This window comes from Streptomyces sp. DI166 (assembly GCF_900091315.1).
In the GTDB taxonomy this organism is placed as follows: domain Bacteria; phylum Actinomycetota; class Actinomycetes; order Streptomycetales; family Streptomycetaceae; genus Streptomyces; species Streptomyces fuscus.
The window spans coordinates 39,920-66,098 of record NZ_FLSP01000031.1 but is presented as its reverse complement, the minus strand read 5'-3'; the positions used below and the strand labels follow the sequence as shown (position 1 = coordinate 66,098).

Annotated in this window: 24 protein-coding genes and 1 riboswitch; of the genes, 14 read left to right on the top strand and 10 right to left on the bottom strand. The window is 70.7% G+C overall.

Features of this window, described 5'->3' with window-relative positions; all coding sequences use genetic code 11:
• Positions 1-13 precede the first annotated feature (13 nt).
• From aroA to GA0115233_RS17505, 4 genes are read right to left on the bottom strand one after another with little or no spacing between them, the layout of a single operon-like run.
• Positions 14-1,330: a 3-phosphoshikimate 1-carboxyvinyltransferase gene (gene aroA, locus GA0115233_RS17520; RefSeq protein WP_093721165.1), complete on the bottom strand. Its 1,317-nt coding sequence runs from the start codon at positions 1,328-1,330 to the stop codon at positions 14-16.
• A 52-nt stretch (positions 1,331-1,382) separates the two neighbouring features.
• Positions 1,383-2,096, bottom strand: coding sequence for a M50 family metallopeptidase (locus GA0115233_RS17515; RefSeq protein ID WP_093721164.1), 714 nt, complete (start codon positions 2,094-2,096; stop codon positions 1,383-1,385).
• Between the two features lie 24 nt (positions 2,097-2,120).
• The gene (locus tag GA0115233_RS17510; protein WP_093721163.1) at positions 2,121-2,831 is read right to left on the bottom strand and encodes a hypothetical protein; all 711 of its coding nucleotides are present in this window, start codon (positions 2,829-2,831) and stop codon (positions 2,121-2,123) included.
• 21 nt (positions 2,832-2,852) lie between these two features.
• On the bottom strand, positions 2,853-3,593 hold the full coding sequence (locus GA0115233_RS17505; protein WP_093721162.1) for a hypothetical protein: 741 nt from the start codon (positions 3,591-3,593) through the stop codon (positions 2,853-2,855).
• A gap of 198 nt (positions 3,594-3,791) precedes the next feature.
• On the opposite strand from GA0115233_RS17505, the gene GA0115233_RS17500 reads away from it, so the two are divergent.
• The 11 genes from GA0115233_RS17500 to GA0115233_RS17450 all read left to right on the top strand — a co-directional run bounded on the left by GA0115233_RS17500 (position 3,792) and on the right by GA0115233_RS17450 (position 16,097).
• Positions 3,792-6,107 carry an ATP-binding protein gene (locus tag GA0115233_RS17500; RefSeq protein WP_093721161.1) on the top strand — a complete coding sequence of 772 codons (2,316 nt, stop codon included), beginning with the start codon at positions 3,792-3,794 and terminating at the stop codon, positions 6,105-6,107.
• A 64-nt stretch (positions 6,108-6,171) separates the two neighbouring features.
• Positions 6,172-6,987: an SOS response-associated peptidase gene (locus GA0115233_RS17495; RefSeq protein WP_093721160.1), complete on the top strand. Its 816-nt coding sequence runs from the start codon at positions 6,172-6,174 to the stop codon at positions 6,985-6,987.
• A gap of 1 nt (position 6,988) precedes the next feature.
• Complete coding sequence (locus tag GA0115233_RS17490) at positions 6,989-7,636, top strand: alpha/beta hydrolase family protein (protein WP_093721159.1); 648 nt, start codon at positions 6,989-6,991, stop codon at positions 7,634-7,636.
• A gap of 258 nt (positions 7,637-7,894) precedes the next feature.
• Complete coding sequence (gene sigR / locus GA0115233_RS17485; protein ID WP_218063488.1) at positions 7,895-8,584, top strand: RNA polymerase sigma factor SigR; 690 nt, start codon at positions 7,895-7,897, stop codon at positions 8,582-8,584.
• Positions 8,581-8,883 carry a mycothiol system anti-sigma-R factor gene (rsrA, locus tag GA0115233_RS17480; RefSeq protein WP_093721157.1) on the top strand — a complete coding sequence of 101 codons (303 nt, stop codon included), beginning with the start codon at positions 8,581-8,583 and terminating at the stop codon, positions 8,881-8,883. Before sigR ends, rsrA begins: the two co-directional genes overlap by 4 nt.
• 125 nt (positions 8,884-9,008) lie before the next feature.
• Positions 9,009-10,286: an HD-GYP domain-containing protein gene (locus GA0115233_RS17475; RefSeq protein ID WP_093721156.1), complete on the top strand. Its 1,278-nt coding sequence runs from the start codon at positions 9,009-9,011 to the stop codon at positions 10,284-10,286.
• Complete coding sequence (locus GA0115233_RS17470) at positions 10,283-11,560, top strand: HD-GYP domain-containing protein (protein ID WP_250748314.1); 1,278 nt, start codon at positions 10,283-10,285, stop codon at positions 11,558-11,560. Before GA0115233_RS17475 ends, GA0115233_RS17470 begins: the two co-directional genes overlap by 4 nt.
• Before the next feature lie 106 nt (positions 11,561-11,666).
• A complete protein-coding gene (locus GA0115233_RS17465; RefSeq protein ID WP_093721155.1) occupies positions 11,667-12,647 on the top strand; it encodes a tetratricopeptide repeat protein in 981 nt (326 codons plus the stop codon).
• A 62-nt stretch (positions 12,648-12,709) separates the two neighbouring features.
• Positions 12,710-13,360: a peptide deformylase gene (gene def, locus GA0115233_RS17460; protein ID WP_093721154.1), complete on the top strand. Its 651-nt coding sequence runs from the start codon at positions 12,710-12,712 to the stop codon at positions 13,358-13,360.
• A gap of 278 nt (positions 13,361-13,638) precedes the next feature.
• Positions 13,639-14,724 (top strand): epi-isozizaene synthase, encoded by a 1,086-nt coding sequence (gene cyc1 / locus GA0115233_RS17455; protein ID WP_093721184.1) that lies wholly within the window; start codon positions 13,639-13,641, stop codon positions 14,722-14,724.
• On the top strand, positions 14,721-16,097 hold the full coding sequence (locus tag GA0115233_RS17450; protein ID WP_093721153.1) for a bifunctional albaflavenone monooxygenase/terpene synthase: 1,377 nt from the start codon (positions 14,721-14,723) through the stop codon (positions 16,095-16,097). The genes cyc1 and GA0115233_RS17450 overlap by 4 nt, the downstream gene beginning before the upstream one ends.
• A gap of 4 nt (positions 16,098-16,101) precedes the next feature.
• On the opposite strand, the gene GA0115233_RS17445 is transcribed toward GA0115233_RS17450, so the two are convergent.
• The 6 genes from GA0115233_RS17445 to GA0115233_RS17415 all read right to left on the bottom strand — a co-directional run bounded on the left by GA0115233_RS17445 (position 16,102) and on the right by GA0115233_RS17415 (position 22,686).
• A complete protein-coding gene (locus GA0115233_RS17445; protein WP_093721152.1) occupies positions 16,102-17,067 on the bottom strand; it encodes a GlxA family transcriptional regulator in 966 nt (321 codons plus the stop codon).
• Between the two features lie 232 nt (positions 17,068-17,299).
• A complete protein-coding gene (locus GA0115233_RS17435) occupies positions 17,300-18,313 on the bottom strand; it encodes a ribonucleotide-diphosphate reductase subunit beta (RefSeq protein ID WP_093721150.1) in 1,014 nt (337 codons plus the stop codon).
• The gene (locus tag GA0115233_RS17430; RefSeq protein ID WP_093721149.1) at positions 18,313-20,664 is read right to left on the bottom strand and encodes a ribonucleoside-diphosphate reductase subunit alpha; all 2,352 of its coding nucleotides are present in this window, start codon (positions 20,662-20,664) and stop codon (positions 18,313-18,315) included. The genes GA0115233_RS17435 and GA0115233_RS17430 overlap by 1 nt, the downstream gene beginning before the upstream one ends.
• A gap of 141 nt (positions 20,665-20,805) precedes the next feature.
• Positions 20,806-20,883: riboswitch (cobalamin riboswitch) on the bottom strand.
• 77 nt (positions 20,884-20,960) lie between these two features.
• The gene (locus GA0115233_RS17425; RefSeq protein WP_093721148.1) at positions 20,961-21,461 is read right to left on the bottom strand and encodes a GNAT family N-acetyltransferase; all 501 of its coding nucleotides are present in this window, start codon (positions 21,459-21,461) and stop codon (positions 20,961-20,963) included.
• 41 nt (positions 21,462-21,502) lie between these two features.
• Entirely contained in the window at positions 21,503-21,730 is a 228-nt protein-coding gene (locus GA0115233_RS17420; protein WP_107406440.1) for a DUF3311 domain-containing protein, read from the bottom strand.
• A gap of 191 nt (positions 21,731-21,921) precedes the next feature.
• A complete protein-coding gene (locus GA0115233_RS17415; protein WP_093721146.1) occupies positions 21,922-22,686 on the bottom strand; it encodes a GntR family transcriptional regulator in 765 nt (254 codons plus the stop codon).
• A gap of 309 nt (positions 22,687-22,995) precedes the next feature.
• Between GA0115233_RS17415 and GA0115233_RS17410 the strand changes: the two genes are divergently transcribed.
• The 3 genes from GA0115233_RS17410 to GA0115233_RS17400 all read left to right on the top strand — a co-directional run bounded on the left by GA0115233_RS17410 (position 22,996) and on the right by GA0115233_RS17400 (position 26,178).
• Positions 22,996-24,273: an extracellular solute-binding protein gene (locus GA0115233_RS17410; protein ID WP_093721145.1), complete on the top strand. Its 1,278-nt coding sequence runs from the start codon at positions 22,996-22,998 to the stop codon at positions 24,271-24,273.
• 79 nt (positions 24,274-24,352) lie between these two features.
• The gene (locus GA0115233_RS17405; protein ID WP_093721144.1) at positions 24,353-25,351 is read left to right on the top strand and encodes a carbohydrate ABC transporter permease; all 999 of its coding nucleotides are present in this window, start codon (positions 24,353-24,355) and stop codon (positions 25,349-25,351) included.
• Positions 25,348-26,178 carry a carbohydrate ABC transporter permease gene (locus GA0115233_RS17400; RefSeq protein WP_093721143.1) on the top strand — a complete coding sequence of 277 codons (831 nt, stop codon included), beginning with the start codon at positions 25,348-25,350 and terminating at the stop codon, positions 26,176-26,178. Before GA0115233_RS17405 ends, GA0115233_RS17400 begins: the two co-directional genes overlap by 4 nt.
• Position 26,179: the final 1 nt, after the last annotated feature.

The window sequence follows — 26,179 nt, the reverse complement described above, 5'->3', positions numbered from 1 at the left end:
CCGAATCCGCCCGTCAGTTCCCGAGCATCCCGGCCCACAGTTCGGGGAAGTCCGGCAGCGTCTTGGCCGTCGTCGCCACGTTCTCGATCTGCACGCCCTCGACCGCCAGGCCGATCACCGCGCCCGCGGTGGCCATGCGGTGGTCCTCGTAGGTGTGGAAGATCCCGCCGTGCAGCCGGCGCGGGCGGATGTGCAGACCGTCGGCGGTCTCGGTGACGTCGCCGCCGAGTTCGTTGATCTCCTTGGTCAGCGCGGCCAGCCGGTCCGTCTCGTGCAGCCGCAGATGCGCCACCCCGCGCAGCGTCGAGGGGGAGTCGGCGAGCGCGGCGACCGCCGCGATGCCCGGGGTCAGCTCGCCCACGTCGCTCAGGTCCACGTCGATGCCGTGCACGGCGCCCGTGCCGGTGAACTCCAGCCCGTACTCGGTCAGTTCGCAGGAACCGCCCATCTCGGTGAAGATCTCGCGCAGCCGGTCGCCGGGCTGCGTGGTGCGCTTCGGCCAGTCCGGGATCAGCACCTTGCCGCCGGTGACCAGCGCCGCCGCCAGGAACGGCTGGGCGTTGGACAGGTCCGGCTCGATCGTCAGGTCGCGGCCCAGCAGGGCGCCCGGGGTGACCCGCCAGACGTTCGGCTCGCCGCCCGACTCGGGGGTGTCCACCTGGGCGCCGACCGCGCGCAGCATGTCCACCGTCATCCGGATGTGCGGCATCGAGGGCAGCGTGGAGCCGGTGTGCCGGACCTCCACGCCCTGGTTGAAGCGCGGCCCCGACAGCAGCAGCGCGGAGACGAACTGCGACGAGGAGGAGGCGTCGATCTCCACCGGGCCGCCGTCCAGGGCGCCCCCGCCGTGCACGGTCAGCGGCAGCGCGCCGCGCCCGTCGTCGTCGATCCGGGCCCCGAGGATCCGCAGCGCGTCGATCACGCCGTTCAGGGGACGCTCGTACGACCTCGGGTCGCCGTCGAAGCGGATCGGGCCGTCCGCCAGCGCGGCGACCGGCGGCAGGAAGCGCATCACGGTGCCCGCGTTGCCGACGTCCACCGTGGCGGGGCCCCGCAGGCCCGTCGGCAGGACACGCCAGGCCTCTCCGGAGCCGTCGGGGCCGACGCCCTCCTCGATCTCCACGCCCATGGCGCGCAGCGCGCCCGCCATCAGCAGGGTGTCGCGGGAGCGCAGGGGCCGGCGCAGCCAGCCGGGCTCGCTGGCCAGCGCGGCGAGCACGAGGGCTCGGTTCGTGACCGACTTGGACCCGGGCACGTGGACGGTCGCGTCGACGGCACCGCTCGCGTAGGGGGCGGGCCAGAGGGCGTTCTGTGCGTGGTTCGGGGCCATGCGCCCACTCTATAAGCCGGGCCCGGTCGCGGCGCCGCGCCGTTGTGGCTGGTCACCTATCCAGCAGCCAGCGTCCGCCGCCTATCAGGGAGCACAGCGACACCGCGTGGAAGAGGAACAACCACAGGCCCGCGGGGACATGCGTGAGCCTCGACAACTGGTCCGCGTCGGAGTCCCCGGCGCCGCCGCGGGCCCGCTTCGCCTGTAGCTCGAAAGCGGGACGCACACCACCGAGCAGCAGGAACCACACCACCGCGTACGCGAAGGCCGCCTGCACCTGGGGTCCCGTCAACCAGGACACCAGGACGAAGGTGCCGCCGGTCAGGACCACCGTCACCGCGCCGTAGGCGTTGCGGATCATCACCAGCATCGCCAGCAGCAGGGCCGTCGCCAGCCACAGCAGCAGGGTGATGCGGCCCGCGCCGAGCAGGGACGCCCCGCCCAGGCCCAGCAGCGGGGGCGCCGTGTAGCCCGCCGCCGCGGTGAGGATCATGCCGATGCCCTCCGGCTTGCCCCGGCTGACGGTGAGCCCGCTGGTGTCGGAGTGCAGCCGGATACCGGTGAGCTGTCTGCCGGTGAGCAGGGCGACCAGGCCGTGCCCGCCCTCGTGCGCGATGGTGATCGCGTTGCGGGCGACACGCCACAGGGACGGCGGTGCCACCACCGCCAGTGCGGCGACGAGGGTCGCGACGACGACCCACGTGTCGGGTGCGCTCTGGGTGCCGGTCAGCTCGTCCCAGAGTGAGGTCGCTGTGCTGTTGCTCATGTGTCCGGGCCGCTCCCTCGGTTCCTACGGAGGCTGGAAGTCTGGCACGGGTGTACGGACCTGGCGCCAGGCGGCCTTCGGACAGGGGCCCTGCGGACGGTCCTTGAGGAAGTCGCGGTACGGCACCTTGCGCGGCGGCAGCCCTGTCTCCAGCCAGTGCGGCTTGCCGGAGACGAGGTCCCAGCCGTCGTTGGGCAGGAAGACGTGGTCGTCGCGGTCGTCCTTGTTCTGCGAGGTGATCTGGAGTACCTCGGCGTACCCGAGGCGGCGGGCGACGACCACGCAGTAGTGCTGGGCGGCCTCGTCCCGCTCCCGGAACGGCACCAGGGCCAGCCACACCTCGCCGGGCAGCGGCCGCCCCCGCTCCCAGCGGCGCACGGCGACGCGGAACAGCAGGGCGGTGGTCCCGGCCGTCAGGTTCACGGCCGTCGACTCCAGCGTCCAGTTGTCCGACTCGACCTGGCCCCGCGTCCAGAGCACCACCACCGTGCTCAGGCCCAGCAGTACCGCCGTGCGGACGGCCAGCAGCAGCCGGGCACCAGGGCGGCGGCGCCCCGAGGACCAGGCCACCAGCAGCGCGGTCAGCACCGAAACGCCGTACAGCACGAACCACTCGGCCACGGAGGGGTGCTCGGCGGGCGTCTGCCGGGCCATCAGATCCGGCACGGAGAAGGGGACGGCGAGCAGACAGCCCACCATGCCGAGGGCGAAGACGACGAACAGGCAACCGGCCATGGGATCTTTCGACCTCCCGACTCAGCCCGCCGCGGCGGCCTGGACCTTCATGACCTGCTGGACCACCACCGGGGAGGGCACCGGCGCGTCCTTGCCGGTGGAGGCGGAGGAGACGAACCGGACCAGCACCGAGCCCTGGCGGACCACCGTGTACCACTGCGGCTGGACACCCCGGCCCCGCAGATGGAAGGCCACCGCCTCGTCGCCGACGTCGACCGCGTCGAGGGTGCGCACCTCCTCGAAGGTGAGCGCGCCTCCGGCGTAACCCTTGGCGCAGTCCTTCAGCGCGGTGCGCAGCTCGGCGAGGATCTTCTCGGCGTCCGCCGCGCCGAACGAGGCCAGCGTGATGTTGGTGCCGGTGCCCCGGAACTCGCCCGCGGTGGCGAGGGCGTAGCGGCGGACGGTCGTGGAGGGCTTGGGCTCGAAGGCCTCCAGACGGACGTTCTCCACGGGCCGGCAGGCGGCGGGATCGGCCTTGGTGGCGGGGGTGTCGCGCTTGTCGTCCGGTATCTCGCTGATCTGGAACTCGGCGAGGTCGCCGGGCTGGAGGACGGCCGACGCGAGGTCCACGGGGGCCTGTTCCTCCGGGGGCTCGTCCTTCGGCGCGGACGCGGAGGCCGAAGCGGACGCGGAAGGCGTCGGAGACGCGCTCGCGGACCCGCCCTCGCTCTCCCCGCCCGCACAGGCCGTCAGCAGCATCAAGGACGCCGTCGCCAGGGCCGCCGCGTTCGTGGTGCCCCTGATGCTCCTGAGCCGTTCCATCCGCCTGTCCACTCCCTGCTCGCATCCCTGTTCACGGCACTGGTGGCCGGTCGACGGAAGCGGGTGCTCCGGGCCCGGCCGAGGAGACCGTGCCACAGGAGGCGCACGCGGACATCCGTGAAACTACGCAGTGGGGCACGGCGGTTGCATGACGAAGGGTGCCTCAGCGTGCCTCCGGGGTGACTGTAGGTTGACGGCATGCGGAGCAACGGGCAGCCGGTGCGGGACGGCGCGATACCCGCCGACCTGACCGCCTTCATCGGGCGGCGCGCGGAGGTCGCCGCCGTCAAAGGGCTGCTGCGGACCTCGCGCCTGGTCACACTGACCGGTGTGGGGGGTGTGGGCAAGACCCGCCTCGCCCTCCAGGTGGGCGCGGGCGCAACAGGAGCCTTCCCGGACGGCGTCGCCCTCGTGGAACTGGCGGGACTGGCCGACCCCGGCCTGGTCGTGGAGACCCTCGCGGCGGCCCTGGGACTCCAGAACCAACGCGCCCGCGTCACCCTGGACGTCGTCGCGGAGCATCTGCGGCCCAGGAAGGCCCTGCTCGTCGTCGACAACTGCGAGCACCTGGCCGACGCGTGCGCCCAGGTCCTCGGCGCCCTCCTGGGCGCGGCGCCCGACCTGCGTGTGCTCGCCACCAGCCGTCAGGTCCTGGGCATCACCGGCGAGCAGACCTTCCCGGTGCCGCCGCTGCCGGTCCCGGCCCCCGACGGAGCGCCGGACGCCGAGGAGTTGCTGCGGTACCACTCGGTGACCCTCTTCGAGCAGCGTGCCGCGGCCGTCCTGCCCGGCTTCCGGGTCACCGCGGACAACGCGGCGGACGTCGCCCGGCTCGTCCACCGGCTGGACGGGCTGCCGCTCGCCCTGGAACTCGCCGCGGGCCGTATCCGCAGCCTGACCCTGAAGGAGATCCTCGCCCGCCTGGAGGACCGTTTCGCCCTGCTCACCGGAGGCAGCCGCGCCGCCTCGCCCCGGCAGCAGACGCTCAGCGGCCTGATGGACTGGAGCTACGACCTGTGCTCCCCGCGCGAACAGGCCCTGTGGGCCCGGCTCTCCGTCTTCCCCGGCGACTTCGACCTGGAAGCCGCCGAGGCGGTGTGCGCCGGAGCGGACCTGCCCGCCCACGCGGTCGTCGACGCGGTGCACGGACTGGTGGAGAAGTCGATCCTCAACCGCCAGGAACACGACGGCCGCGCCCGCTACCACGCCCTGGAGACCGTCCGGGCCTACGGAAAACAGCGACTCGCCGCCTCCGGCGAACTCGCCCTCCACCGGCGCCGCCACCGCGACCACTGCCTCGACCTGGCCGCCCGCGCCCAGAGCCACTGGTTCGGCCCGGGGCAGGTCGCCTGGCTGGCCCGGCTGCGGCGCGAGCACGCCAACCTGCGGGCGGCGCTGGACTTCTGCCTCGACACACCGGGCGAGGCGAGCGCGGGCCTGACCCTGGCCTCCCTGCCCCACCACTACTGGATCACCCACGGCGCGCTCAGCGAGGGCCGCCGCTGGCTCTCCCGGCTGCTGGCCGCCGACCAGGAGCCCGGCGCGGCCCGCACCCGGGCGCTGGGCACCTACGCGTACCTCGGCATCATGCAGGGCGCGGTGGCCGAGACGGTCCCGGTGATCGCCGAGTACGAGCGGGCCGCCGAGGAGGCGCGGGACGCCTCCGCGCTCGCCTGGTCCCGGCACCACCGGGCCATGGCCGCTGTCTTCAGCGGTGAACTGACCCGCGCCGCCCAGTTGCTGGAGGACGCCGTACGCCGGCACCGCGCGGTGGACGACCTGGCCGGGGCCGCGGAGTGCGGCTTCAAACTCGCCGTCGTCGTCGGCCTGCTCGGCGACACCGACCGGGCCCTGGAGCTGTGCCGGGAGAGCCAGGACGTCACGGCCGCCCACGGGGAGTCCTGGATCAGGGCGGACGCCCTGTTCGCCGAGTCGCTGATCCGCTGGCAGCGCGGCGAGCGGGCCCGCGCCGACGCCCCGGCCCGCGAGGCCCTGCGGCTGCTGCGGCCCCTCACCGACCGCTGGGGCATCGCCCTGTGCGTGGAGGTCGTCGCCTGGAACGCGGCCGCCGACGGCGCCATGGAGCGCGCCGCCCGCCTCCTCGGCATCCTCAGACGGCTCTGGGAGGCCATCGGCGGCACCCTGTTCGCCGCGCCCTTCATGACCGAGTCCCACCGGCGCTGCGAGACCGACGTGCGCCGGGCCCTGCCGGAGCGGGTCTACGAACGGGCGGTGCGCCGCGGCGCCGGGCTCACCCTGGACGAGGCGCTGGCCTACGTGCTCGAAGAGTCCCCGGCGGACGAGGAGCCGTACGAGCGGGCCGGGCTGACCCGGCGGGAGCGGGAGGTCGCCGGGCTCGTCGCGGCCGGACTGAGCAACAAGGAGATCGCCGCCCGGCTGCTGATCACCCGGCGCACCGTGGAGAGCCACGTCGGGCGCACCCTGGCCAAGCTGGGCCTGACCTCCCGCTCCCAGCTCACCGCCTGGGCACACCGGCGGAGGTCGGCGGACTGACGGGTCTGCCACCCTGGTAGGTGTCCCGGTGGACGGGGCACACACGGGAGGGATTGTTCTTCTAATGTGCGGACGGTACGCGTCGAGTCGTAGGCCCGAGGACCTCGCGGGGATCTTCGAGATCGAGAAGTGGGAGCCCGAGGAGACCCTGGAGCCCGACTACAACGTCGCCCCCACCAAAGAGGTCTACGCGGTCCTGGACCGCCCCCTGAAGGACGCCGACGACAAGCGCCCGGTACGGCAGCTGCGCAAGCTCAAGTGGGGGCTCGTACCGTCCTGGTCCAAGACGCCCGAGGGCGCCGCCCGGATGATCAACGCGCGCGCCGAGACCGTCCACGAGAAGCCGTCCTACCGCCGCGCCTTCGCCGCCCGCCGCTGCATCCTGCCCGCCGACGGCTACTACGAGTGGGTCACCGGCGCCGCCGAGCGCGAGCTGGAGGTCGAGGGGAAGAAGAAGCGTCCCCGCAAGCAGCCGTACTTCGTGCTCCCCGCCGACGGCTCGGTCTTCGCGATGGCGGGGCTCTACGAGTTCTGGCGGGACCGCACCCTGCCCGACGACCACCCGCAGGCCTGGTGGGTGACCTGCTCCGTGATCACCACCGAGGCCGAGACCGGCCCGCTCGCCGTGGCCCCCGCGGACGGCCCGCGCGCCCTCGCCGACATCCACCCCCGGATGCCGCTGATGCTCACCCCGGACCGCTGGGACGCCTGGCTCGACCCCGCCCGCACCGACCCCGACGACCTGCGCGACCTGCTCGCCCCGCCGCCCCCCGGGCTGATGCGCGCCTACCCGGTGACCACCGCCGTCAGCAACGTCCGCAACAACGGCCCGGAGCTGCTGAAGGAGCTGGCGGGCCCCGAGGAAGGCACACTCTTCTAGCGTGACCACCGAGTCTGAAGCGACCACCGAGATCATCACCACCGACGCGGGCGACGCCCGCATCACCTGGCACCGCGCGAAGAAGCCCCGCCTTGTGCTCGCCGTCAGCCATGGCGCGGGCGGCGGTATCGAGGCCCGCGACCTCCGGGCGCTGGCGCAGGTCCTGCCCGGGCACGGGGTGACCGTCGCCCTGGTGGAGCAGCCCTGGCGGGTGGCCGGGAAGAAGGTCGCCCCCGCCCCGAAGACCCTGGACACCGGCTGGCGGGGTCTGTGGCCCGCGCTGACGAAGCCCGGCCTGCCGGTGATCTCCGGCGGACGCAGCGCCGGGGCCCGCGTCGCCTGCCGTACCGCCACCGAGCTGGGTGCCCGTGCCGTCCTCGCCCTCAGCTTCCCGCTGCACCCACCGGGCAAGCCGGAGAAGTCCCGTGCGCAGGAACTGCTCGGGACCGGGGTGCCCACCCTCGTCGTCCAGGGCGGCAACGACCCCTTCGGCCGGCCCGGGGAGTTCCCGGAGGGCTCCTACGAGCTGGTCGAGGTCCCGTACGGCGATCATGGCTTCGCCGTGCCCAAGCGGGCGGACCTCACCCAGGAGCAGGCCGTGGCCGTGATCACCGACGCCGTCGTGAAGTGGACCGGGTCACTGAGGTAAAGCTTCGGGAATGCCTCGCTCCACGGAGCTGTTGTGGCGGACAGAGGCGCTGGCCGACCAGCACCAATCGTCGTAGGAGAGGAAGTCCGCCGCATGGGTTCCACCTTCTGCCCGGCCCGTGAAAGCCGCACCGACCTGGAGTGGACGGTGCTGCACGCGGCCAAGACCGCTCCTGTTCGAGCGGCGGGCGGACCGGAGGTTCGTCTATCCTCCGATTCTGGCGACACCGGATTCGGTGCTGCCCGAAATCTTGAGGAGGTGGGTCCGGTCACCGGTACCGACGCAGGGACCGACAACGGCCAGGCGGAGCAGCCCGAGGGCCAGGGCACCGGCATGTCCCCCGAGACGGACGCCGAGCGCAGCGCGCGCTTCGAGCGGGACGCGCTGGAATTCCTCGACCAGATGTACTCGGCCGCCCTGCGCATGACGCGCAACCCGGCCGACGCCGAGGACCTGGTGCAGGAGACGTACGCGAAGGCATACGCGTCCTTCCACCAGTTCCGCGAGGGCACCAACCTCAAGGCCTGGCTGTACCGGATCCTCACCAACACCTTCATCAACTCCTACCGCAAGAAGCAGCGTGAACCCCAGCGCTCCGCGGCCGAGGAGATCGAGGACTGGCAGCTGGCCCGTGCCGAGTCGCACATGTCGACGGGTCTGCGCTCCGCGGAGTCGCAGGCGCTCGACCACCTGCCCGACTCGGACGTGAAGGAAGCGCTGCAGGCGATCCCCGAGGAATTCCGCATCGCCGTTTATCTCGCGGACGTCGAGGGCTTTGCCTACAAGGAGATCGCGGACATCATGGGGACACCCATCGGTACGGTGATGTCCCGGCTGCACCGGGGACGCCGTCAACTGCGCGGCATGCTGGAGGACTACGCCCGTGAGCGCGGGCTGGTCCCTGCGGGCGCCGGAGAGTCGAACGACGCGAAAGGCTCGGGCTCATGAGCTGCGGAGAGCCGCACGAGACGGACTGCAGTGAGGTCCTTGAGCATCTGTACGAGTTTCTCGACAGTGAGATGCCGGACGTCGATCGTGACAAGTTCAAGCAGCACTTCCAGGAGTGCTCGCCGTGCCTGGAGAAGTACGGCCTGGAAGAGGCCGTGAAGAAGCTGGTCAAGCGGTGTTGCGGGCATGACGACGTGCCCAGCGACCTGCGCTCGAAGGTGCTGGGGCGGCTCGATCTGATCCGCTCCGGACAGGCCGTCCCCGAGCACGACGTCACGGCCACGCCGCAGGAGTCCTGAACTCCGGTGCCCAGCAGGGCCGTCGTCACCCGAACGTGCTAATCGGCGGGTGATAAGCCCGCCGCCTCCCCCTGGCCGTCCTAGGCTCCGATCAGCCTGGACAGGCATGGTCAGGGGAGGGGCAGATGGAGGGCATTCCCGTACGGGCACGTGTGTACGTGGCCTGTGCCGCCCTCGGCGCCCTGCTCTGCCTGCTTCCGCTTCCGGCCGTCCGTACGCCCTGGTGGGCCCTCGCCCTCCTGGCCGCGCTGTACGCCGGATGCGAGCAGATCGCCCGCCGCCGCTTCGCCGGCACCTTCTACCCGGTCCTGCTGGCCGGCGCCTTCCTGCTGCCCCCGCCCGCCGCGGCCCTGGTCGCGGTGCCCGGAGCACTGCTCTCCCAGGGCGCGGGCGTCCGACGGCTGTGGCGGGCCGCCCAGTTGGCGCTCGCCGTCTGGGCCGCCGCCCGGGTCCACTGGGCGCTGGGCGGCCGGGACGCGGTCGTCGCCCCCGACTTCCCTTACGCCCTGCTGCCCGCCGGGGCCGCCGTGCTGGCCTTCTGCCTGGTGCTCACCGTCCTCGACGGCTCCATCCTCGTCGTCGCCGAGCGGGTGCCCGCCCGGCGCGCCTGGCGCGGGCTCTTCCTGCGCTCCCTCGCCCCGATCGCCGTGCACGGTCTCGCCGGACTGATGATGGCCGTCCTGTGGCGCAGCCCGTACGGCCCCGTCGCCGCGCTGCTCGTCCTGCTGCCGATGGGTGTCTCCTGGTGGGTCTTCGCCCAGGTGCACCGGGAGCGGGCGGCCCACCAGGCGACCATCCGGGCGCTGGTGCAGGCCGTCGACATCAAGGACGGCTACACCCGCGGCCACAGCGAGCGGGTCGGACAGGCGTCCATGATGATCGCCCGGGAACTGGGCATGGACGCCGAGCGCGTCGAGGTGCTGCGGTTCGCGGGCATCCTGCACGACGTGGGCAAACTCGGGGTGCCCACCCGGCTGCTGCGCAAGGACGGACCCCTCACCCCCGAGGAACGCCGGATCATCGAACTCCACCCGGAGTACGGCCACGAGATGGTCCGCGGCATCTCCTTCCTCGGCGAGGCCAGGGGGGCCGTACTGCACCACCACGAGCGGCTGGACGGCAGCGGGTACCCGTACGGACTGGTCGGCGCCCAGATCCCGGAGTCGGCGCGGGTCGTCGCCGTCGCCGACGCCTTCGACGCGATGACCTCCAACCGCTCCTACAGCAGGGCCCGGCCGGTCCCGGTGGCGCTGGCGGAGCTGGAGCGGTGCGCGGGCACGCACTTCGACCCGCGGATGGTCCAGGCGCTGGTCAGATCCGTCGCCCGGAACGGCTGGCACCCCGCCGTCACCGCGGAGGCGCCGCGCCCGCCCAGGCCCCGGTCCACGGTGGTCCAGCGGTGAGCCGCCGGTCACGGCCCCTCATCCACGGCAGCGCCGCCCTGCTGGTCGCCGTCGCTCTCCTCGACACCCTCCGGCACGGTCTGGCGGAACGTCCCGTCGCGCTGGCGTTCGGCGCGCTCATCGCGCTCGGCGAGTTCACCCGCTGGACCGGCGCCCCCGCCCGGGAAGCGGCACCGCTCGGCGCCGCCGGGGCGCTGGCGTACGCCCTCCTCGGCACGCACGCCGGGCAGCCCAGCCACCACGGCGCCCTCCAGGTCGTCGCCGTCGTCTTCGCCGCCGCGCTGCTCGGCGGCGCCCGGCACGCCACACGGGCCCGCGACCACCTGGCCCGCCGGGTGCTCACCGTCGGCTTCGCCGCCTGCTGCTTCCAACCCCTGTACAGCCGGGGCGTGTTCGACGACTTCGGCGGCGCCGCCTACGCCCTGCTGATCGTCGCCCTGCTCACCCTCACCTCCCTGTGCGACGCGGTGCTCTCCGCCGCGCTCGCCCACTCCCGCACCGGCTGGCCCTTCGCGCCCCTGCTCCGGGACGAACTGCGCGGCCTGCTCGGCATCGGCTCGGCGGTCTGCGCCACCGGCGCCGTGATGGCGCTCGCGGTGGCCGTCGTCGGCCTGTGGGCGCTGCCCGTGTTCTGCCTGCCCCTGCTGCTCACCCAGCTCTCCTTCCGCCGGTACGCCGCCGTCCGCGCCACCTACCGGCAGACCATCGCCTCCCTGGCCCGCGCCACCGAGGTCGCCGGGTACACCCCGGCCGGGCACGCCCGCCGTGTCGCCGCGCTCAGCGTCGCCGTGGGCCGCGACCTGGGGCTGTCCGGGGACGAACTGACCGTGCTGGAGTACGCCGCCCTGATGCACGACATCGGACAGCTCAGCCTCCTCGACCCGGTCCCGGCCGGGGCCACCGCCGGTCTGCCCGCCGCCGAACAGCGCCGGATCGCCCTGCTCGGGGGCGCCGTGGTCCGGCAGACCGGGGTGGACGGCTCGGTCGCCGTGATCGTCGAGCGGCAGGCCGACCCCTGCCCGGAACAGCCGCCGGCCGCGCGGATCGTCCGGGCGGTCAACGCCTACGAGGAGAAGGCGCGGGGAGCGGGGCCCGGGGGGTCCCTGAAGGCGCTGGAGGAGCTGCGTCTGGGCACGGCGGACGAGTACGCTCCGGAGGTCGTGGAGGCGCTGGCACGGGTGCTGCTGAACGACCGGGGCGGTGCGCAACGGCTCGGGCAGGGAGCTGTCAAGGGACTGTCTGACCTTGGGTCGGGCGGGGTAACCCATGGGTAATGAGCGCCTCTCCAGCGGTCCGTGGTTGGATGCGAGGGAGAGGGTCTCCAAGAGGCTGTCCCGGGGGCACAGCCGGCCCACTCCTCGGAACTGGCAGGCGGGAATCGTGAGGATCTTCGGCAAGGGACGGCACCGGCCCTCCGCCTCCTGGCGGAAGGCGACCGACCGCGCGTTCACGCTGATCGGCGACGGCCGGTACGAGGACGCGGGCGCGCTCCTCACCCGCGCCGCCGACCTGGAGCCCTGGCTGTCCGAGTCCTGGTTCAACCTCGCCCTGCTGCACAAGTTCCGGCACGACTGGGAGCAGGCGCGGGCGGCGGGCCTGCGGGCCGTGGCGCTGCTCGACCGGGAGACCGGGGCGCCCGACTGGTGGAACGTCGGTATCGCGGCCACCGCGCTGCAGGACTGGCCGCTGGCCCGGCGGGCCTGGCAGGCCTACGGGCTGCGGGTGCCGGGCGGCGCCACCGACTCCGGGGAACCCGTCGGCATGGACCTCGGCAGCGCCGCCGTACGGCTGTCCCCGGAGGGGGAGGCCGAGGTGGTGTGGGGCCGCAGGCTGGACCCGGCGCGGATCGAGGTGCTGTCCATCCCGCTGCCGTCGTCCGGGCGGCGCTGGGGCGAGGTCGTACTGCACGACGGCGTCCCGCACGGCGAGCGGACCACCGCGGCCGGGCACGCGTACCCCGTCTTCGACGAGATCGAGCTGTGGGCGCCCTCGCCGGTGCCGACCTGGGTGGTGCTGCTGGAGGCGGCCACCGAGGCGGACCGGGACGCGCTGGAGCGGCTCGCGGCGGACGCCGGGTTCGCGGCGGAGGACTGGTCCTCCTCGGTACGGCTGCTGTGCCGGACCTGCTCGGAGTCCCGGATGCCCTCCGACGAGGGCGACGAGGAGCACCTGGACCCGCACGACCACAGCGAGCCGGGCCACCCCGGCCCGCTCGGGCACCGCACGGACGGGCAGTTGTGGGTCCCGGAGCGGGAGTGCGGAGTGGCCGCGCCGGCCTCGCTGGTCCGGGGGCTGCTGGACGGCTGGGTGGCGGACTCGCCCGATTCGAGGGACTGGCGGGACTTGGAAGAGGTCTGCTGAGCCCTCCCCTTTACCCTGTATTCGCAGAACTCACTTGGTTTTCAGGAAGGCGTACGTCGGTCATGGCGCAGCAGGACACCGATCAGCAGCACGCGGGCGTGCTCCCCGTGGACGACGAGGGCTTCGTCATCGACACCGAGGAGACCGAGGAGCGCGAGAACGCCTGGCGTGAGCGCGGTACCTCGCGGCCCATCACCGTCGTCGGCAACCCGGTGCTCCACAAGGAGTGCAAGGACGTCACGGAGTTCGGCGAGGAGCTGGAGCAGCTGGTGGCGGACATGTTCGCCTCGCAGCGCACCGCTGAGGGCGTGGGCCTGGCCGCCAACCAGATCGGCGTGGACCTGAAGGTCTTCGTCTACGACTGCCAGGACGACCAGGGCGTGCGCCACGTCGGTGTGGTGTGCAACCCCGAGCTGGTGGAGCTGCCCGCGGACAAGCGCCGGCTGGACGACAGCAACGAGGGCTGCCTGTCGGTGCCGACCGCGTACGCCTCGCTCGCCCGGCCCGACTACGCCGAGGTCACCGGCCAGGACGAGAAGGGCAACCCGATCAAGGTCCGCGGCACCGGCTACTTCGCGCGGTGTTTGCAGCACGAGACCGACCATCTGTACGGCTACCTGTACATCGACCGGCTCTCCAAGCGGGAGCGCAAGGACGCGCTGCGTCAGATGGCCGAGAACGAGCCCCGCTACCCGGTCGTGGCGAACGACTGACGTCTCCCAAGTCCCAGGCGCACGGCGCCTGTTCAGGAACCACTTCCGGAACAGGCGCCGTTCGTACGTCCGTCAGGTGTTCGATCCCATTGCCTTCTAGTGCCCCATATTCAGTCACACAAGGGGAGATTCTCGGCATCGTGGGGTAGTGAATGGAGCAAATCCGTTCCCAGACCGGTCAGTTGTAGTGCTGAATGGGAAGTGCGGGGATACGCAACGGCGCACGCCCGGCACGGCGGGAGGGGTGTGCGCAACTGGCGGCTGAGAGGGGCTTGTTCGTGCATGCATTCCCACACGGCACCACATCCACGCCGACTGCGGTCGCGGTCCCACCATCGCTCTCCCTTCCCGTGATCGAGGCGGCGTTTCCCCGGCAACTCCATCCGTATTGGCCCCGGCTTCAGGAGAAGACACGCGCCTGGCTGCTCGAAAAGCGGCTCATGCCGGCGGACAAGGTGAAGGAATATGCCGACGGACTTTGCTACACCGACCTCATGGCGGGCTACTACATCGGCGCCCCCGACGACGTCCTCCAGGCGATTGCCGACTACAGTGCGTGGTTCTTCGTCTGGGACGACCGGCACGACCGCGACATCGTCCACCGCCGCCCGTCGGCCTGGCGGCGGCTGAGGTTCCGCTTGCACGCGGCACTGGACTCCCCCGGGGACCACCTGCGCCACGAGGACCCGCTGGTGGGCGGGTTCGCGGACAGCGTGCTGCGGCTGTACGGGTTCCTGCCCGAGAGTTGGAACGCCCGGTTCGCCCGGCACTTCCACGCGGTGATCGAGGCGTACGACCGGGAATTCCACAACCGCACCCATGGTGTCATCCCCACCGTCGAGGAATACCTGGCGCTGCGCCGCCTCACCTTCGCCCACTGGATCTGGACCGATCTGCTGGAGCCGAGCGCCGGATGTGAACTGCCGGACTCGGTACGGAAACACCCGGCATATCGGCGGGCGGCGCTGCTCAGTCAGGAATTCGCCGCCTGGTACAACGACCTCTGCTCGCTGCCGAAGGAATTGGCGGGCGACGAGGTCCACAATCTGGGAATCAGCCTCATCAAACACGAGGGGCTGACCCTGGAGGAATCGGTGACGGAAGTACGGCGCCGGATCGAGGAATGCATATCCGAATTCCAGGTCGCCGAACGCGCCGCCCTCCGATTCGCCGACGATCTCGCCGACGGCACTGTGCGGGGAAAGGAACTGAGTGCCGCCGTACGGGCCTGCGTCTGCAATATGCGGAACTGGTTCAGCACCGTCTACTGGTTCCACCACGAGTCCGGCCGGTACATGGTCGACAGCTGGGACGACCGGTCCACGCCCCCGTACGTCAACAACGAAGCGGCAGGTGAGAAATGACCGTCGAGTCTGTGAAGCCCGAAGCGCAGATATATGCGGAATCCGAACTGCGGGAGCCTCCGGTGGCGGGCGGCGGCGTTCCGCTTCTCGGCCACGGCTGGAAGCTGGTGCGTGACCCCCTCGCCTTCATGGCGGGCCTGCGCGCGCACGGCGACGTGGTCCGGCTCAAGCTCGGCCCCAAGACGGTGTACGCCGTCACCACGCCGGAGCTGACCGGCGCGCTCGCCCTGTCCACCGACTTCAAGATCGACGGACCGCTCTGGGAGTCCCTGGAGGGCCTGCTCGGCAAGGAGGGCGTGGCCACCGCGAACGGCCCCCGCCACCGCCGCCAGCGGCGCACCATCCAGCCCGCGTTCCGGCTCGACGCCATCCCCGGCTACGGGCCGATCATGGAGGAGGAGGCGCATGCGCTGACCGTGCGCTGGCGGCCCGGCGAGACGATCGACTGCACCTCGGAGTCGTTCCGGGTGGCCGTCCGGATCGCCGCCCGCTGTCTGCTGCGCGGCGACTACATGGACGAGCGGGCGGAGCGGCTGTGCGTCGCGCTGGCGACCGTCTTCCGGGGGATGTACCGCCGGATGGTGATACCGGCCGGGCCGCTCTACCGGCTGCCGCTTCCGCCCAACCGCAAATTCAACCGGGCGCTGGCCGATTTGCACGCTCTGGTCGACGAGATCGTCGCCGAGCGGCGGGCATCTGGTCAAAAGCCGGACGATTTGCTGACGGCCTTGCTGGAGGCAAAGGACGAGAATGGCGAACCGATCGGGGAACAGGAGATCCACGACCAGGTGGTCGCGATACTCACCCCCGGAAGCGAAACCGTGGCGTCCACGATCATGTGGTTGCTACAGGTGCTCACGGAACACCCGGAGCACGCCGACCGCGTCGCCGCGGAGGTCGAATCCGTCACCGGTGGCCGTCCCGTCGCATTCGAGGATGTGCGGGCGCTGCGGTACACCAACAATGTCGTCGTCGAGGCCATGCGTTTGCGCCCGGCCGTCTGGATTCTGACCCGTCGCGCGGTGACCGACACAGAGCTGGGCGGGTATCGCATTCCGGCGGGAGCGGACATCATCTACAGCCCGTATGCGATCCAGCGCGATCCGCAGTCGTACGCGGACAACCTCCGCTTCGACCCGGACCGCTGGCTCCCGGAACGGGCGAAGGAGGTCCCGAAATACGCCATGAACCCCTTCAGCGTGGGCAACCGCAAGTGCCCGAGCGATCACTTCTCCATGGCGCAGCTGACGCTGATCACGGCGGCGGTGGCCGCGAAGTACCGCTTCGAGCAGGTGTCCGGCTCCAACGACGCCACCCGGGTGGGCATCACGCTGCGTCCGCACAACCTGCTTCTCAAGCCGGTGCCCCGGTAACGGCTCAGGCCGCCCGCGGGCCCCGGAAGGTGCGCCGGTAGGCGTTCGGGGTGACTCCCAGTGCGCGTACGAAGTGATGGCGCAGCGCGGCGGCCGCGCCGAACCCGGTGCGGCCCGCGATCGCGTCCACCGTCTCGTCCGTCGTCTCCAGCAACTGCTGGGCCAACAGCACCCGTTGGCGCAGGATCCAGCGGTAGGGCGTGGTCCCGGTCTCCTGCTGGAAGCGGCGGGCGAAGGTGCGCGGGGACATGTGCGCGAGGTCGGCGAGCTGCTCGACGGTGACCTCCTCGTCGAGGTGCCGCTCCATCCAGATCAGGACCTCGCCGACGGTGTCGCACTGCGAGCGGGGCAGCGGGCGGTCGACGTACTGCGCCTGCCCGCCGTCCCGGTGCGGCGGCACCACCATGCGCCGGGCGATGGCGTTGGCGACCTCCACGCCCTGCTCCTTGCGGACCAGGTGCAGACAGGCGTCGATGCCGGCGGCCGTGCCGGCCGAGGTGATCACCGGGTCCTCGTCGACGTAGAGCACATCGGGCTCGACCTTCGCGCGCGGGTAGCGGCGGGAGAGCTGCTCGGCCTGCATCCAGTGGGCGGCGCAGCGCCGTCCGTCGAGCAGCCCGGCGGCGCCGAGCACGAACACCCCGGAGCAGACGCTGAGCACCCGGGCGCCCCGGTCCACGGCGCGTACCAGGGCCTCCAGCAGCGCGGGCGGGTACTCCCGGTCGATGTAGTGGCTCCCGGCCGGGACGACGATCAGATCGGCCTCGTCCAGCCGGTCCAGGCCGTGCGGGGTGCTGACCGTGAAGCCGGGGACATGGGTGGTCAGCGTGGGGCCCTCGGCCGAGACGACCGCGAAGTCGTACACCGGGAGCCCCTGGTCACTGCGGTCGAGGCCGAACACCTCGCAGACCACTCCGAGTTCGAAGGGATGCACACCGTCGAGCAGGGCCACCGCCACGTTCCTCAGCATGCGGCCAGTGTCGCACGCCATTGGCAGTAATTCGACGGTGTCAGGCAGTCCTGCCACTGTCAGGAGTGTTCTTGCCGTACGACACTTACCTCATGGACGCATTCATCGGATTCCTGACCGTGACCGTTCTCTTCCTCCTCCTCGCGGCACCGGCGCTCGCGGGCATGCGCCACGAGCGCCGGATCGACCGCCAGCTGAACGCGGACCGCCCCACCGGGACGGACCGCCCGGCTCAGAAGTCCTCGTCGAGGTCGACGGTGCCCTCCACCGCCACCTGGTACGCCGAGGGACGCCGCTCGAAGAAGTTGGTCAGCTCCTGAACCCCCTGCAGCTCCATGAAGGAGAAGGGGTTCTCCGAGCCGTACACCGGGGCGAAGCCGAGCCGGGTCAGCCGCTGGTCGGCCACGCACTCCAGGTACTGCCGCATCGACTCGGTGTTCATCCCCGGGAGGCCGTCACCGCACAGGTCGCGCGCGAACTGCAGCTCGGCCTCGACGGCCTCCCGCAGCATGTCGGTGACCTGCTCCTGGAGCCGGTCGTCGAACAGCTCCGGCTCCTCCTTGCGGACGGTGTCCACCACGTCGAAGGCGAAGCTCATGTGCATCGTCTCGTCGCGGAACACCCAGTTGGTGCCGGTCGCAAGGCCGTGCAGCAGGCCCCGGCTGCGGAACCAGTACACGTAGGCGAAGGCACCGTAGAAGAACAGGCCCTCGATGCAGGCCGCGAAGCAGATCAGGTTGAGCAGGAAGCGCCGCCGGTCCGCCTGTGACTCCAGGCGCTCCAGCTTCTCCACCTCGTTGATCCACTTGAAGCAGAACCCGGCCTTCTCGCGGATGGAGGGGATGTTCTCCACCGCCGCGAACGCCGCCGCCCGGTCCTCCGGGTCGGGCAGGTAGGTGTCCAGCAGCGTCAGATAGAACTGGACGTGCACGGCCTCCTCGAAGAGCTGACGGCTCAGATACAGCCGCGCCTCGGGGGAGTTGATGTGCTTGTACAGCGTCAGCACCAGGTTGTTCGCGACGATCGAGTCACCGGTCGCGAAGAAGGCGACCAGCCGCCCGATCAGGTGCTGCTCGGCGGGGGTGAGCTTCGCCAGGTCGGCGACGTCCGAGTGGAGGTCGACCTCCTCGACGGTCCAGGTGTTCTTGATCGCGTCCCGGTAGCGCTCGTAGAAGTCCGGGTAGCGCATGGGGCGCAGAGTCAGTTCGAAGCCCGGGTCGAGCAGGTTCTGGTTACGGGTGGACATTACTGGCAGGCCTCGCAGGACTCGGGGTTCTCAAGGGAGCAGGCGACCGCCTCAGGGTCGGCGGCCTGCTGGACGGGGACGGTGGCCTGGGCGGCGCGGGCGATCCGGGTCGCCGGGCGCGAGCGCAGGTAGTACGTGGTCTTCAGCCCGGACTTCCAGGCGTAGGCGTACATCGAGGAGAGCTTGCCGATGGTCGGCGTCTCCAGGAACAGGTTCAGCGACTGCGACTGGTCCAGGAACGGCGTACGGGCCGCCGCCATGTCGATCAGACCGCGCTGCGGGATCTCCCACGCCGTGCGGTACAGCTTCCGCACGTCCTCCGGGATCCAGGCGAAGCCCTGCACCGAGCCGTTGGCGTCGCGCAGCGCCTCCCGGGTGCGGGCGTCCCACACGCCCAGCTCCTTGAGGTCCCTCACCAGGTAGGAGTTGACCTGCAGGAACTCACCCGACAGCGTCTCGCGCTTGAACAGGTTGGACACCTGCGGCTCGATGCACTCGTACACGCCCGCGATGGAGGCGATGGTCGCCGTCGGCGCGATCGCCAGCAGCAGCGAGTTGCGCAGACCGACCTCGGCGACCCGGGAGCGCAGCGCCGCCCACCGCTCCGGCCAGGTCAGCTCGACGTCGTAGTGGTCGGGGTGCAGCACGCCCCGGGCGGTACGGGTCTTCTCCCAGGCCGGGAGCGGGCCGTTGCGCTCGGCGAGGTCCGCGGAGGCCTCGTAGGCGGCGAGCATGATCCGCTCGGCGATCCGGGTGGACAGCGCCTTGGCCTCGGGGGAGTCGAAGGGCAGCCGCAGCTGGAAGAAGACGTCCTGCAGGCCCATCGCGCCCAGGCCCACCGGACGCCACTTGGCGTTGGAGCGGCCGGCCTGCTCGGTCGGGTAGAAGTTGATGTCCACCACGCGGTCCAGGAAGGTCACGGCCGTGCGGACCGTGGCGTCCAGCCGCTCCCAGTCCAGGTCGCCGTCGCGCACGAAGGCGCCGAGGTTGACCGAGCCCAGGTTGCAGACCGCGGTCTCCCCGTCGTCGGTGACCTCCAGGATCTCCGTGCACAGGTTGGAGGAGTGCACGACATGGCCGGGCAGGGCGGTCTGGTTGGCGGTGCGGTTGGCGGCGTCCTTGAAGGTCATCCAGCCGTTGCCGGTCTGCGCCAGGGTCCGCATCATCCGTCCGTACAGATCACGCGCCGCGATGGTCCTGCGGGCGAGCCCGGCCTGCTCGGCCTTGCGGTAGGCGGCGTCGAACTCCTCGCCCCACAGGTCCACCAGCTCGGGCACGTCGGCCGGGGAGAACAGGCTCCACTGCTCGTCGGCGTTGACCCGGCGCATGAACTCGTCCGGGATCCAGTGCGCGAGGTTCAGGTTGTGCGTACGGCGGGCGTCCTCACCGGTGTTGTCCCGCAGCTCCAGGAACTCCTCGATGTCGGAGTGCCAGGTCTCCAGGTACACCGCCGCCGCGCCCTTGCGCCGCCCGCCCTGGTTCACGGCCGCCACGGAGGCGTCCAGCGTCTTCAGGAACGGCACGATGCCGTTGGAGTGCCCGTTGGTGCCCCGGATCAGTGAACCCCGGCTGCGGATACGGGAGTAGGACAGGCCGATGCCGCCGGCGTGCTTGGAGAGCCGGGCGACCTGGTGGTAGCGGTCGTAGATGGAGTCCAGCTCGTCCTTGGGGGAGTCCAGCAGGTAGCAGGACGACATCTGGGGGTGCCGGGTGCCGGAGTTGAACAGCGTGGGGGAGGAGGGCAGGTAGTCGAGCCGGCTCATCAGCCCGTAGAGCGCGGTGACCTCGTCCACGGACCGGGCGCTGTCGTCCTCGGCGAGTCCGGCGGCGACGCGGAGCATGAAGTGCTGGGGCGTCTCGACGACCTTGCGGGTGATGGGGTGGCGCAGCAGGTAGCGGCTGTGCAGGGTGCGCAGCCCGAAGTAGCCGAAGCGGTCGTCGGCGGCCGGGTCGATCACCGCGTCCAGCCGCTCGCCGTGCAGCCGTACGAACTCGGCGGTCCGGTCGGCGATGAGTCCCTCGCGGTGCCCGACGGCCACGGACTCGGTGAAGCGGGTGACGCCCTGCGAGGCGGCCTCGGCGGCGATGGAGACCGTCAGTAGCCTGGCGGCCAGCCGCGAGTAGGCCGGGTCCTCGGAGATCAGCCCGGCGGCCGCCTCGGTGGCCAGCTCGCGCAGCTCCGCCTCGTCCGCGCGGGCGGACCGGCCGCGCAGCGCGGCGGCGGCGACCCGTCCGGGGTCGGCGTCGGGGAGGTCGGCGGTCAGCTCGGTCAGGGTCCGCAGCAGCGCGGCACCGGGACCGTCCGTCTCCACCGGTGCGGCTGAAGCCGGATCGGCTGGCGCGATGGTCACGTGGGGCTCTCCCTCGCTCGGCACGGGGCCACGCGGAGGACAGCGGGCAGCACGAGCGCACGGGGCGTCGCGTCCACCGGCCCATCCCACGAGGCCCGGACGTCGGGCACCCGGACCGGACGGCCGGGTGCACTGTCGGCAGGTCCTCGGACTGAACAGGCGTGCGGACACACGCCAGTACACCGTTGCGGGACAGTTCCGGATTCGCACCGGATTCCCCTGCGGCGACAGCGAGCATGAGCATACATCTTGTGCCGGGCTGCGATAGCACCCCCAGATGTTGTGTCGCGCTGGTCTCAGAGCGTCAACTCATAGGTGAGCAGAGTGAACTCGGGATGCTCCGGCAACGGGTGCCAGTCCCGCTCCGGGGCGCGGGTGAAACCCAGGCGTTCGTAGATGCGGTGGGCGGCGCGCATCGAGGGCTGGGTGGACAGGACGATGCCCGTGGCCGAGCCGGTGGCGCGGTCGACGCAAGCCTGGACCAGGGCCTGGCCGACACCCCGGCCGCGGGCCTCGTGGGCGACCGCGAGCATACGGATCTCGGCCTCTCCGGAGCGGGCGAGGTCGGCCATCGGACCGCCGGAGGGGACGTAGGTGACGCCGCCGAGGAGGCGGCCGGAGTCGGCGGCGACCAGGACGTCCGCGGCGGCGGCGCGCTTGGCGACGTCCTTCAGCTCGCCGAGGTACCAGTCGGCGTCGCCGAAGGCGAGCAGTCCGTCCCTCAGGTACGCCTGCGCGGTGATCTCACCCAGTTCGTCGTGCTCGGCGGGCCCGACCGGCCGGATCTCGAAGTCCATGGAGGGAATTCTGTACGAGTCCGGCCGCGCCCCGCGCCGGTTCACTCGCCGTCGGGTGCCGCCCCGCGGGAGCGCCGGTCGCGCCGGTGCAGCTTGTACGCGGCCAGGGTCAGCGCGGTGGACAGCACCACCCAGGCCAGCTGGTACCAGTAGAAGAACGGGACGCCGGCGACAGCCGGTTCGGCGCGCGCGTAGGAACCCACCCACAGCATCGCCACGAAGGGGGCGGTCAGGCACAGGGCGATGAGGACGCGGACCGGCGTCACCACAGGGCGTCGGTCCGCTTTCGGGGCGTCCGGCACCCGGGGTCCTCCCCTCACCGCAGATCCGTGCAATGCGCAGGCAATGTAGGCCACGGGCCGCGGCAGCGGAACCCCTCCGTGTCCCTCGATCGCCCCTGGGCAGCACGAAGGCCCTCCCGCCCCGCGTGGGACGAGAGGGCCGCCGGTGTGCAACGGGCCTATTCCGCGGGCCGCTTCAGGCGCGCCACGAACTTGTACCGGTCGCCCCGGTACACCGAGCGCACCCACTCCACCGGCTGTCCGTCGCGGTCCAGGGAGTGCCGGGAGAGCATCAGCATCGGCAGGCCCACGTCGGTGCCGAGCAGGCCCGCCTCGCGCGGGGTGGCCAGCGAGGTCTCGATGGTCTCCTCGGCCTCGGCGAGATGGACGTCGTAGACCTCGGCCAGCGCGGTGTACAGCGAGGTGTACTTGACCAGGGACCGGCGCAGCGCCGGGAAGCGCTTGGCGCTCAGGTGGGTGGTCTCGATGGCCATCGGCTCGCCGTTGGCCATGCGCAGCCGCTCGATGCGCAGGACGCGTCCGCCCGCGGTGATGTCGAGCAGGTCGGCGAGCCGGTCGTCGGCGGTGATGTAGCCGATGTCCAGCAGCTGGGAGGTCGGTTCCAGACCCTGGGCGCGCATGTCCTCGGTGTACGAGGTCAGCTGGAGCGCCTGCGAGACCTTCGGCTTGGCGACGAAGGTGCCCTTGCCCTGGATGCGTTCCAGCCGGCCCTCGACGACCAGTTCCTGGAGGGCCTGGCGCACCGTGGTGCGCGAGGTGTCGAACTCCGCCGCCAGCGTGCGCTCGGGCGGGACGGGCGTGCCCGGCGCCTGGGTCTCCGTCATGTCGAGGAGATGCTTCTTCAGGCGGTAGTACTTCGGCACGCGCGCGGTACGGACGGTCGCCCCACCCTCGTTCTCCGCACTGCTGACGTCGGTGCTCATGCTCTGCCTTCCAGGCTCCGGATGCGGCTCACATTCGTGATCCCTTCTATATACCGTCGCCACTGCTTTTGGTCTAGTCCATAAAGCCGAGTGGTCTAGCGGATGAGATTACTCCGGCAACGCTATTTTCGCTGCCTTCTTACTTAAAGGTTCCTGCATATGTAGGTCGCATAACGGCTGGTCAGCGCCCTTTCTGACCCCCTTGACAGGAATTTTGGTCTGGTCCAAGCTCCACCTACTGGTCTACACCATTGGTCCAGGTCCCGGCCCATGGGCGGGGGGTCCATGGGCATCCCTGAGGAGGGTGGCGTGAAGCGCAAGCTGATATCCGCGATCGGTGTCGCGGCAATGATGGTCTCCATCGCGGCGTGCGGGGGCGACGACGGCGACGACGGCAAGAAGGCCGGCGCGGACGGTTACGCGGGCCAGACCCTCACGGTCTGGGTGATGGACGGCTCGTCCCCCGACCAGTGGCAGAAGGACGTGGCCGCCGCCTTCGAGAAGAAGACCAAGGCGAAGGTCAAGTTCGAGGTCCAGCAGTGGAACGGCATTCAGCAGAAGCTGACCACCGCCCTGTCGGAGGAGAACCCGCCGGACGTCTTCGAGATCGGCAACACCCAGACCCCGGCCTACGCCAAGACCGGCGGCCTCGCCGAACTGGCCGACCTCAAGTCCGAGATCGGCGCCGACTGGACCGAGTCCCTGAACAATTCCTCGGTCTTCGAGGGCAAGCAGTACGCGGCCCCCTGGTACTTCGCCAACCGCGTCGTGCTCTACAACAAGAGCGTCTGGGCCGAGGCCGGTATCAAGGACACCCCCAAGACCCGGGACGAGTTCTACGCGGACCTGAAGAAGATCGGCGAGAAGACCGACGCCGAGCCGATCTACCTGCCCGGCCAGAACTGGTACCACTTCGTCGGCCTCACCATCGGTGAGGGCGCCGAGCTGGTGAAGAAGGACGGCGACAAGTACGTCTCCAACCTGGACGACCCGAAGGTCGCCGCCGCCATGGAGACCTACAAGAAGTTCCAGTCCCTCTCCAAGGCCCCGAAGGACAAGGACGAGGCCACCCCGCAGCAGGGCGAGGTCTTCGGCAAGGGCAACGTCGGCGCCTTCATCGGTATGGGCTGGGAGGCCGGTATCGCGATCGAGGCCAACCCGAAGATCGAGAAGGAGATCGGCTACTTCACGATCCCGGGTGCCACGGCCGACAAGCCCGAGGGTGTCTTCCTCGGCGGCTCCAACCTCGCCGTCGCCGCGGGCAGCAAGAAGCAGGAGCTGGCCAAGGAGTTCCTGCGGATCGCGCTCTCCGACGAGTTCGAGGGCCAGCTCGCCAAGGAGAACGGCGTCATCCCGAACAAGGAGGCGCTCCAGAGCAACCTGGAGGGCAACGCCGTCGCCGAGGCCGCCGCGCCGGCCGCCGCGGGCGGTGGCACCACGCCGCTGATCGCGGAGTGGGCCGCGGTGGAGAACGCGCCCAACCCGATCAAGACCTACATGACCGCCGTGCTGAACGGTAAGACCCCGGCCCAGGCGGCAGCCCAGGTCGAGGACGAGTTCAACAAGCGCCTGTCGCAGCAGCAGTAAGGCGCAGGTGGGGCGGGGGCCGCGGACAGCGGCCCCCTTCCCCGCGTACCGGCAGGTCTAGGAGGAAGAGAACGCGAGCATGACCGTGCAGACCGAACGGCCGCCCTCCGGCCCGGCGGACGTCCGCAAGACAGCGGGCGGCGCAGGATCCGGCAGGCCGAACCCGAGAGCGTCCCGCATCGGCGCGCTCGCCCCCTACCTGCTGCTGCTGCCCGCCGTCGCGGCCACGGTGCTGCTGCTCGGCTGGCCGCTGCTGAAGGATCTGTTGCTGTCGTTCCAGAACCTCAACATGGCGCAGCTGATCCAGCACGTCACCGAGTGGAACGGCGTCGACAACTACACCGAGGTCCTCACCGGTGAGGACTTCTGGCGGGTGACCCTCCGCTCGATCGTGTTCACGGCGGTCAACGTCGCCCTGACGATGCTTCTCGGCGGGCTGGTCGGCCTGCTGCTGGCACGGCTCGGCAAGCGCATGCGGTTCACGCTGATGATCGGCCTGGTGCTGGCCTGGGCGATGCCCGTGGTCGCCGCCACCACCGTCTACCAGTGGCTCTTCGCCCAGCGCTTCGGCGTGGTCAACTGGGTGCTGGACAAGCTCGGCTGGCACTCCATGGCCGACTACAGCTGGACCAGCGACCAGATGTCGACGTTCTTCGTCGTCACCGTGCTGATCGTCTGGATGTCCATCCCGTTCGTCGCGATCAACCTCTACGCCGCCACGACGACCATCCCGGGCGAGCTCTACGAGGCCGCGTCCCTCGACGGCGCAGGCGTCTGGAAGAGCTTCCTGACGGTCACCCTGCCGTTCCTGCGGCCCTTCCTGTACGCGACCACGTTCCTGGAGATCATCTGGATCTTCAAGGCGTTCGTGCAGGTCTACACCTTCAACCAGGGCGGCCCCGACCGCCTCACCGAGATCCTCCCCGTGTACGCCTACATCGAGGGCGTCGGCAACCAGCACTACGGCATGGGTGCCGCCATCGCCTTCCTGACCATCCTGATCATGGTCGGTCTCACCGCGTACTACCTGCGGATCGTGCTCAAGCAAGAGAAGGAAGAAGAGGAGGCCGGGCTGTGAAGCGCTCGCTCTTCGGCCGTATCTGGCCCAACGCCACGGCCGTCGTCCTGTTCATCGGCTTCGTCTTCCCCGTGTACTGGATGATCGCCACGGCGTTCAAGCCGACCGGCGACATCATCTCCGAGGACCCGGTCTGGTTCCCGACCGACATCACCTTCGAGCACTTCAAGACCGCGACCAGCGCGGACCACTTCTGGACGTTCGTCACCAACTCGCTGACCGTCACCGTCCTCGCCGTGGTGTTCTCCCTCGTCATCGCGCTGGCCGGGTCCTTCGCCCTGGCGCGGATGCGGTTCAAGGGGCGGCGCGGCTTCATCATCGGCTTCATGCTGGCCCAGATGGCGCCCTGGGAAGTCATGATCATCGCGATGTACATGATCGTCCGGGACGCCTCGATGCTCAACAGCCTCGTCCCGCTGACCGCCTTCTACACGATGATGATCCTCCCGTTCACCATCCTCACCCTGCGCGGCTTCGTCGCCGCCGTGCCGGCCGAGCTGGAGGAGTCGGCGATGGTCGACGGCTGCACCCGGATCCAGGCGTTCCGCCGGGTCATCCTGCCGCTGCTCGCGCCGGGCCTGATGGCCACCTCGATGTTCGGATTCATCACCGCCTGGAACGAGTTCGCCCTCGTGCTGGTGCTGAACAAGGACGCCGAGGCACAGACCCTGCCGCTGTGGCTGACCAGCTTCCAGACGGTGTTCGGCAACGACTGGGGTGCCACCATGGCCGCCTCGACACTGTTCGCCGTGCCGATCCTCATCCTCTTCGTCTTCCTCCAGCGCCGGGCCGTCAGCGGTCTGACCGCCGGCGCCGTGAAGGGATAAC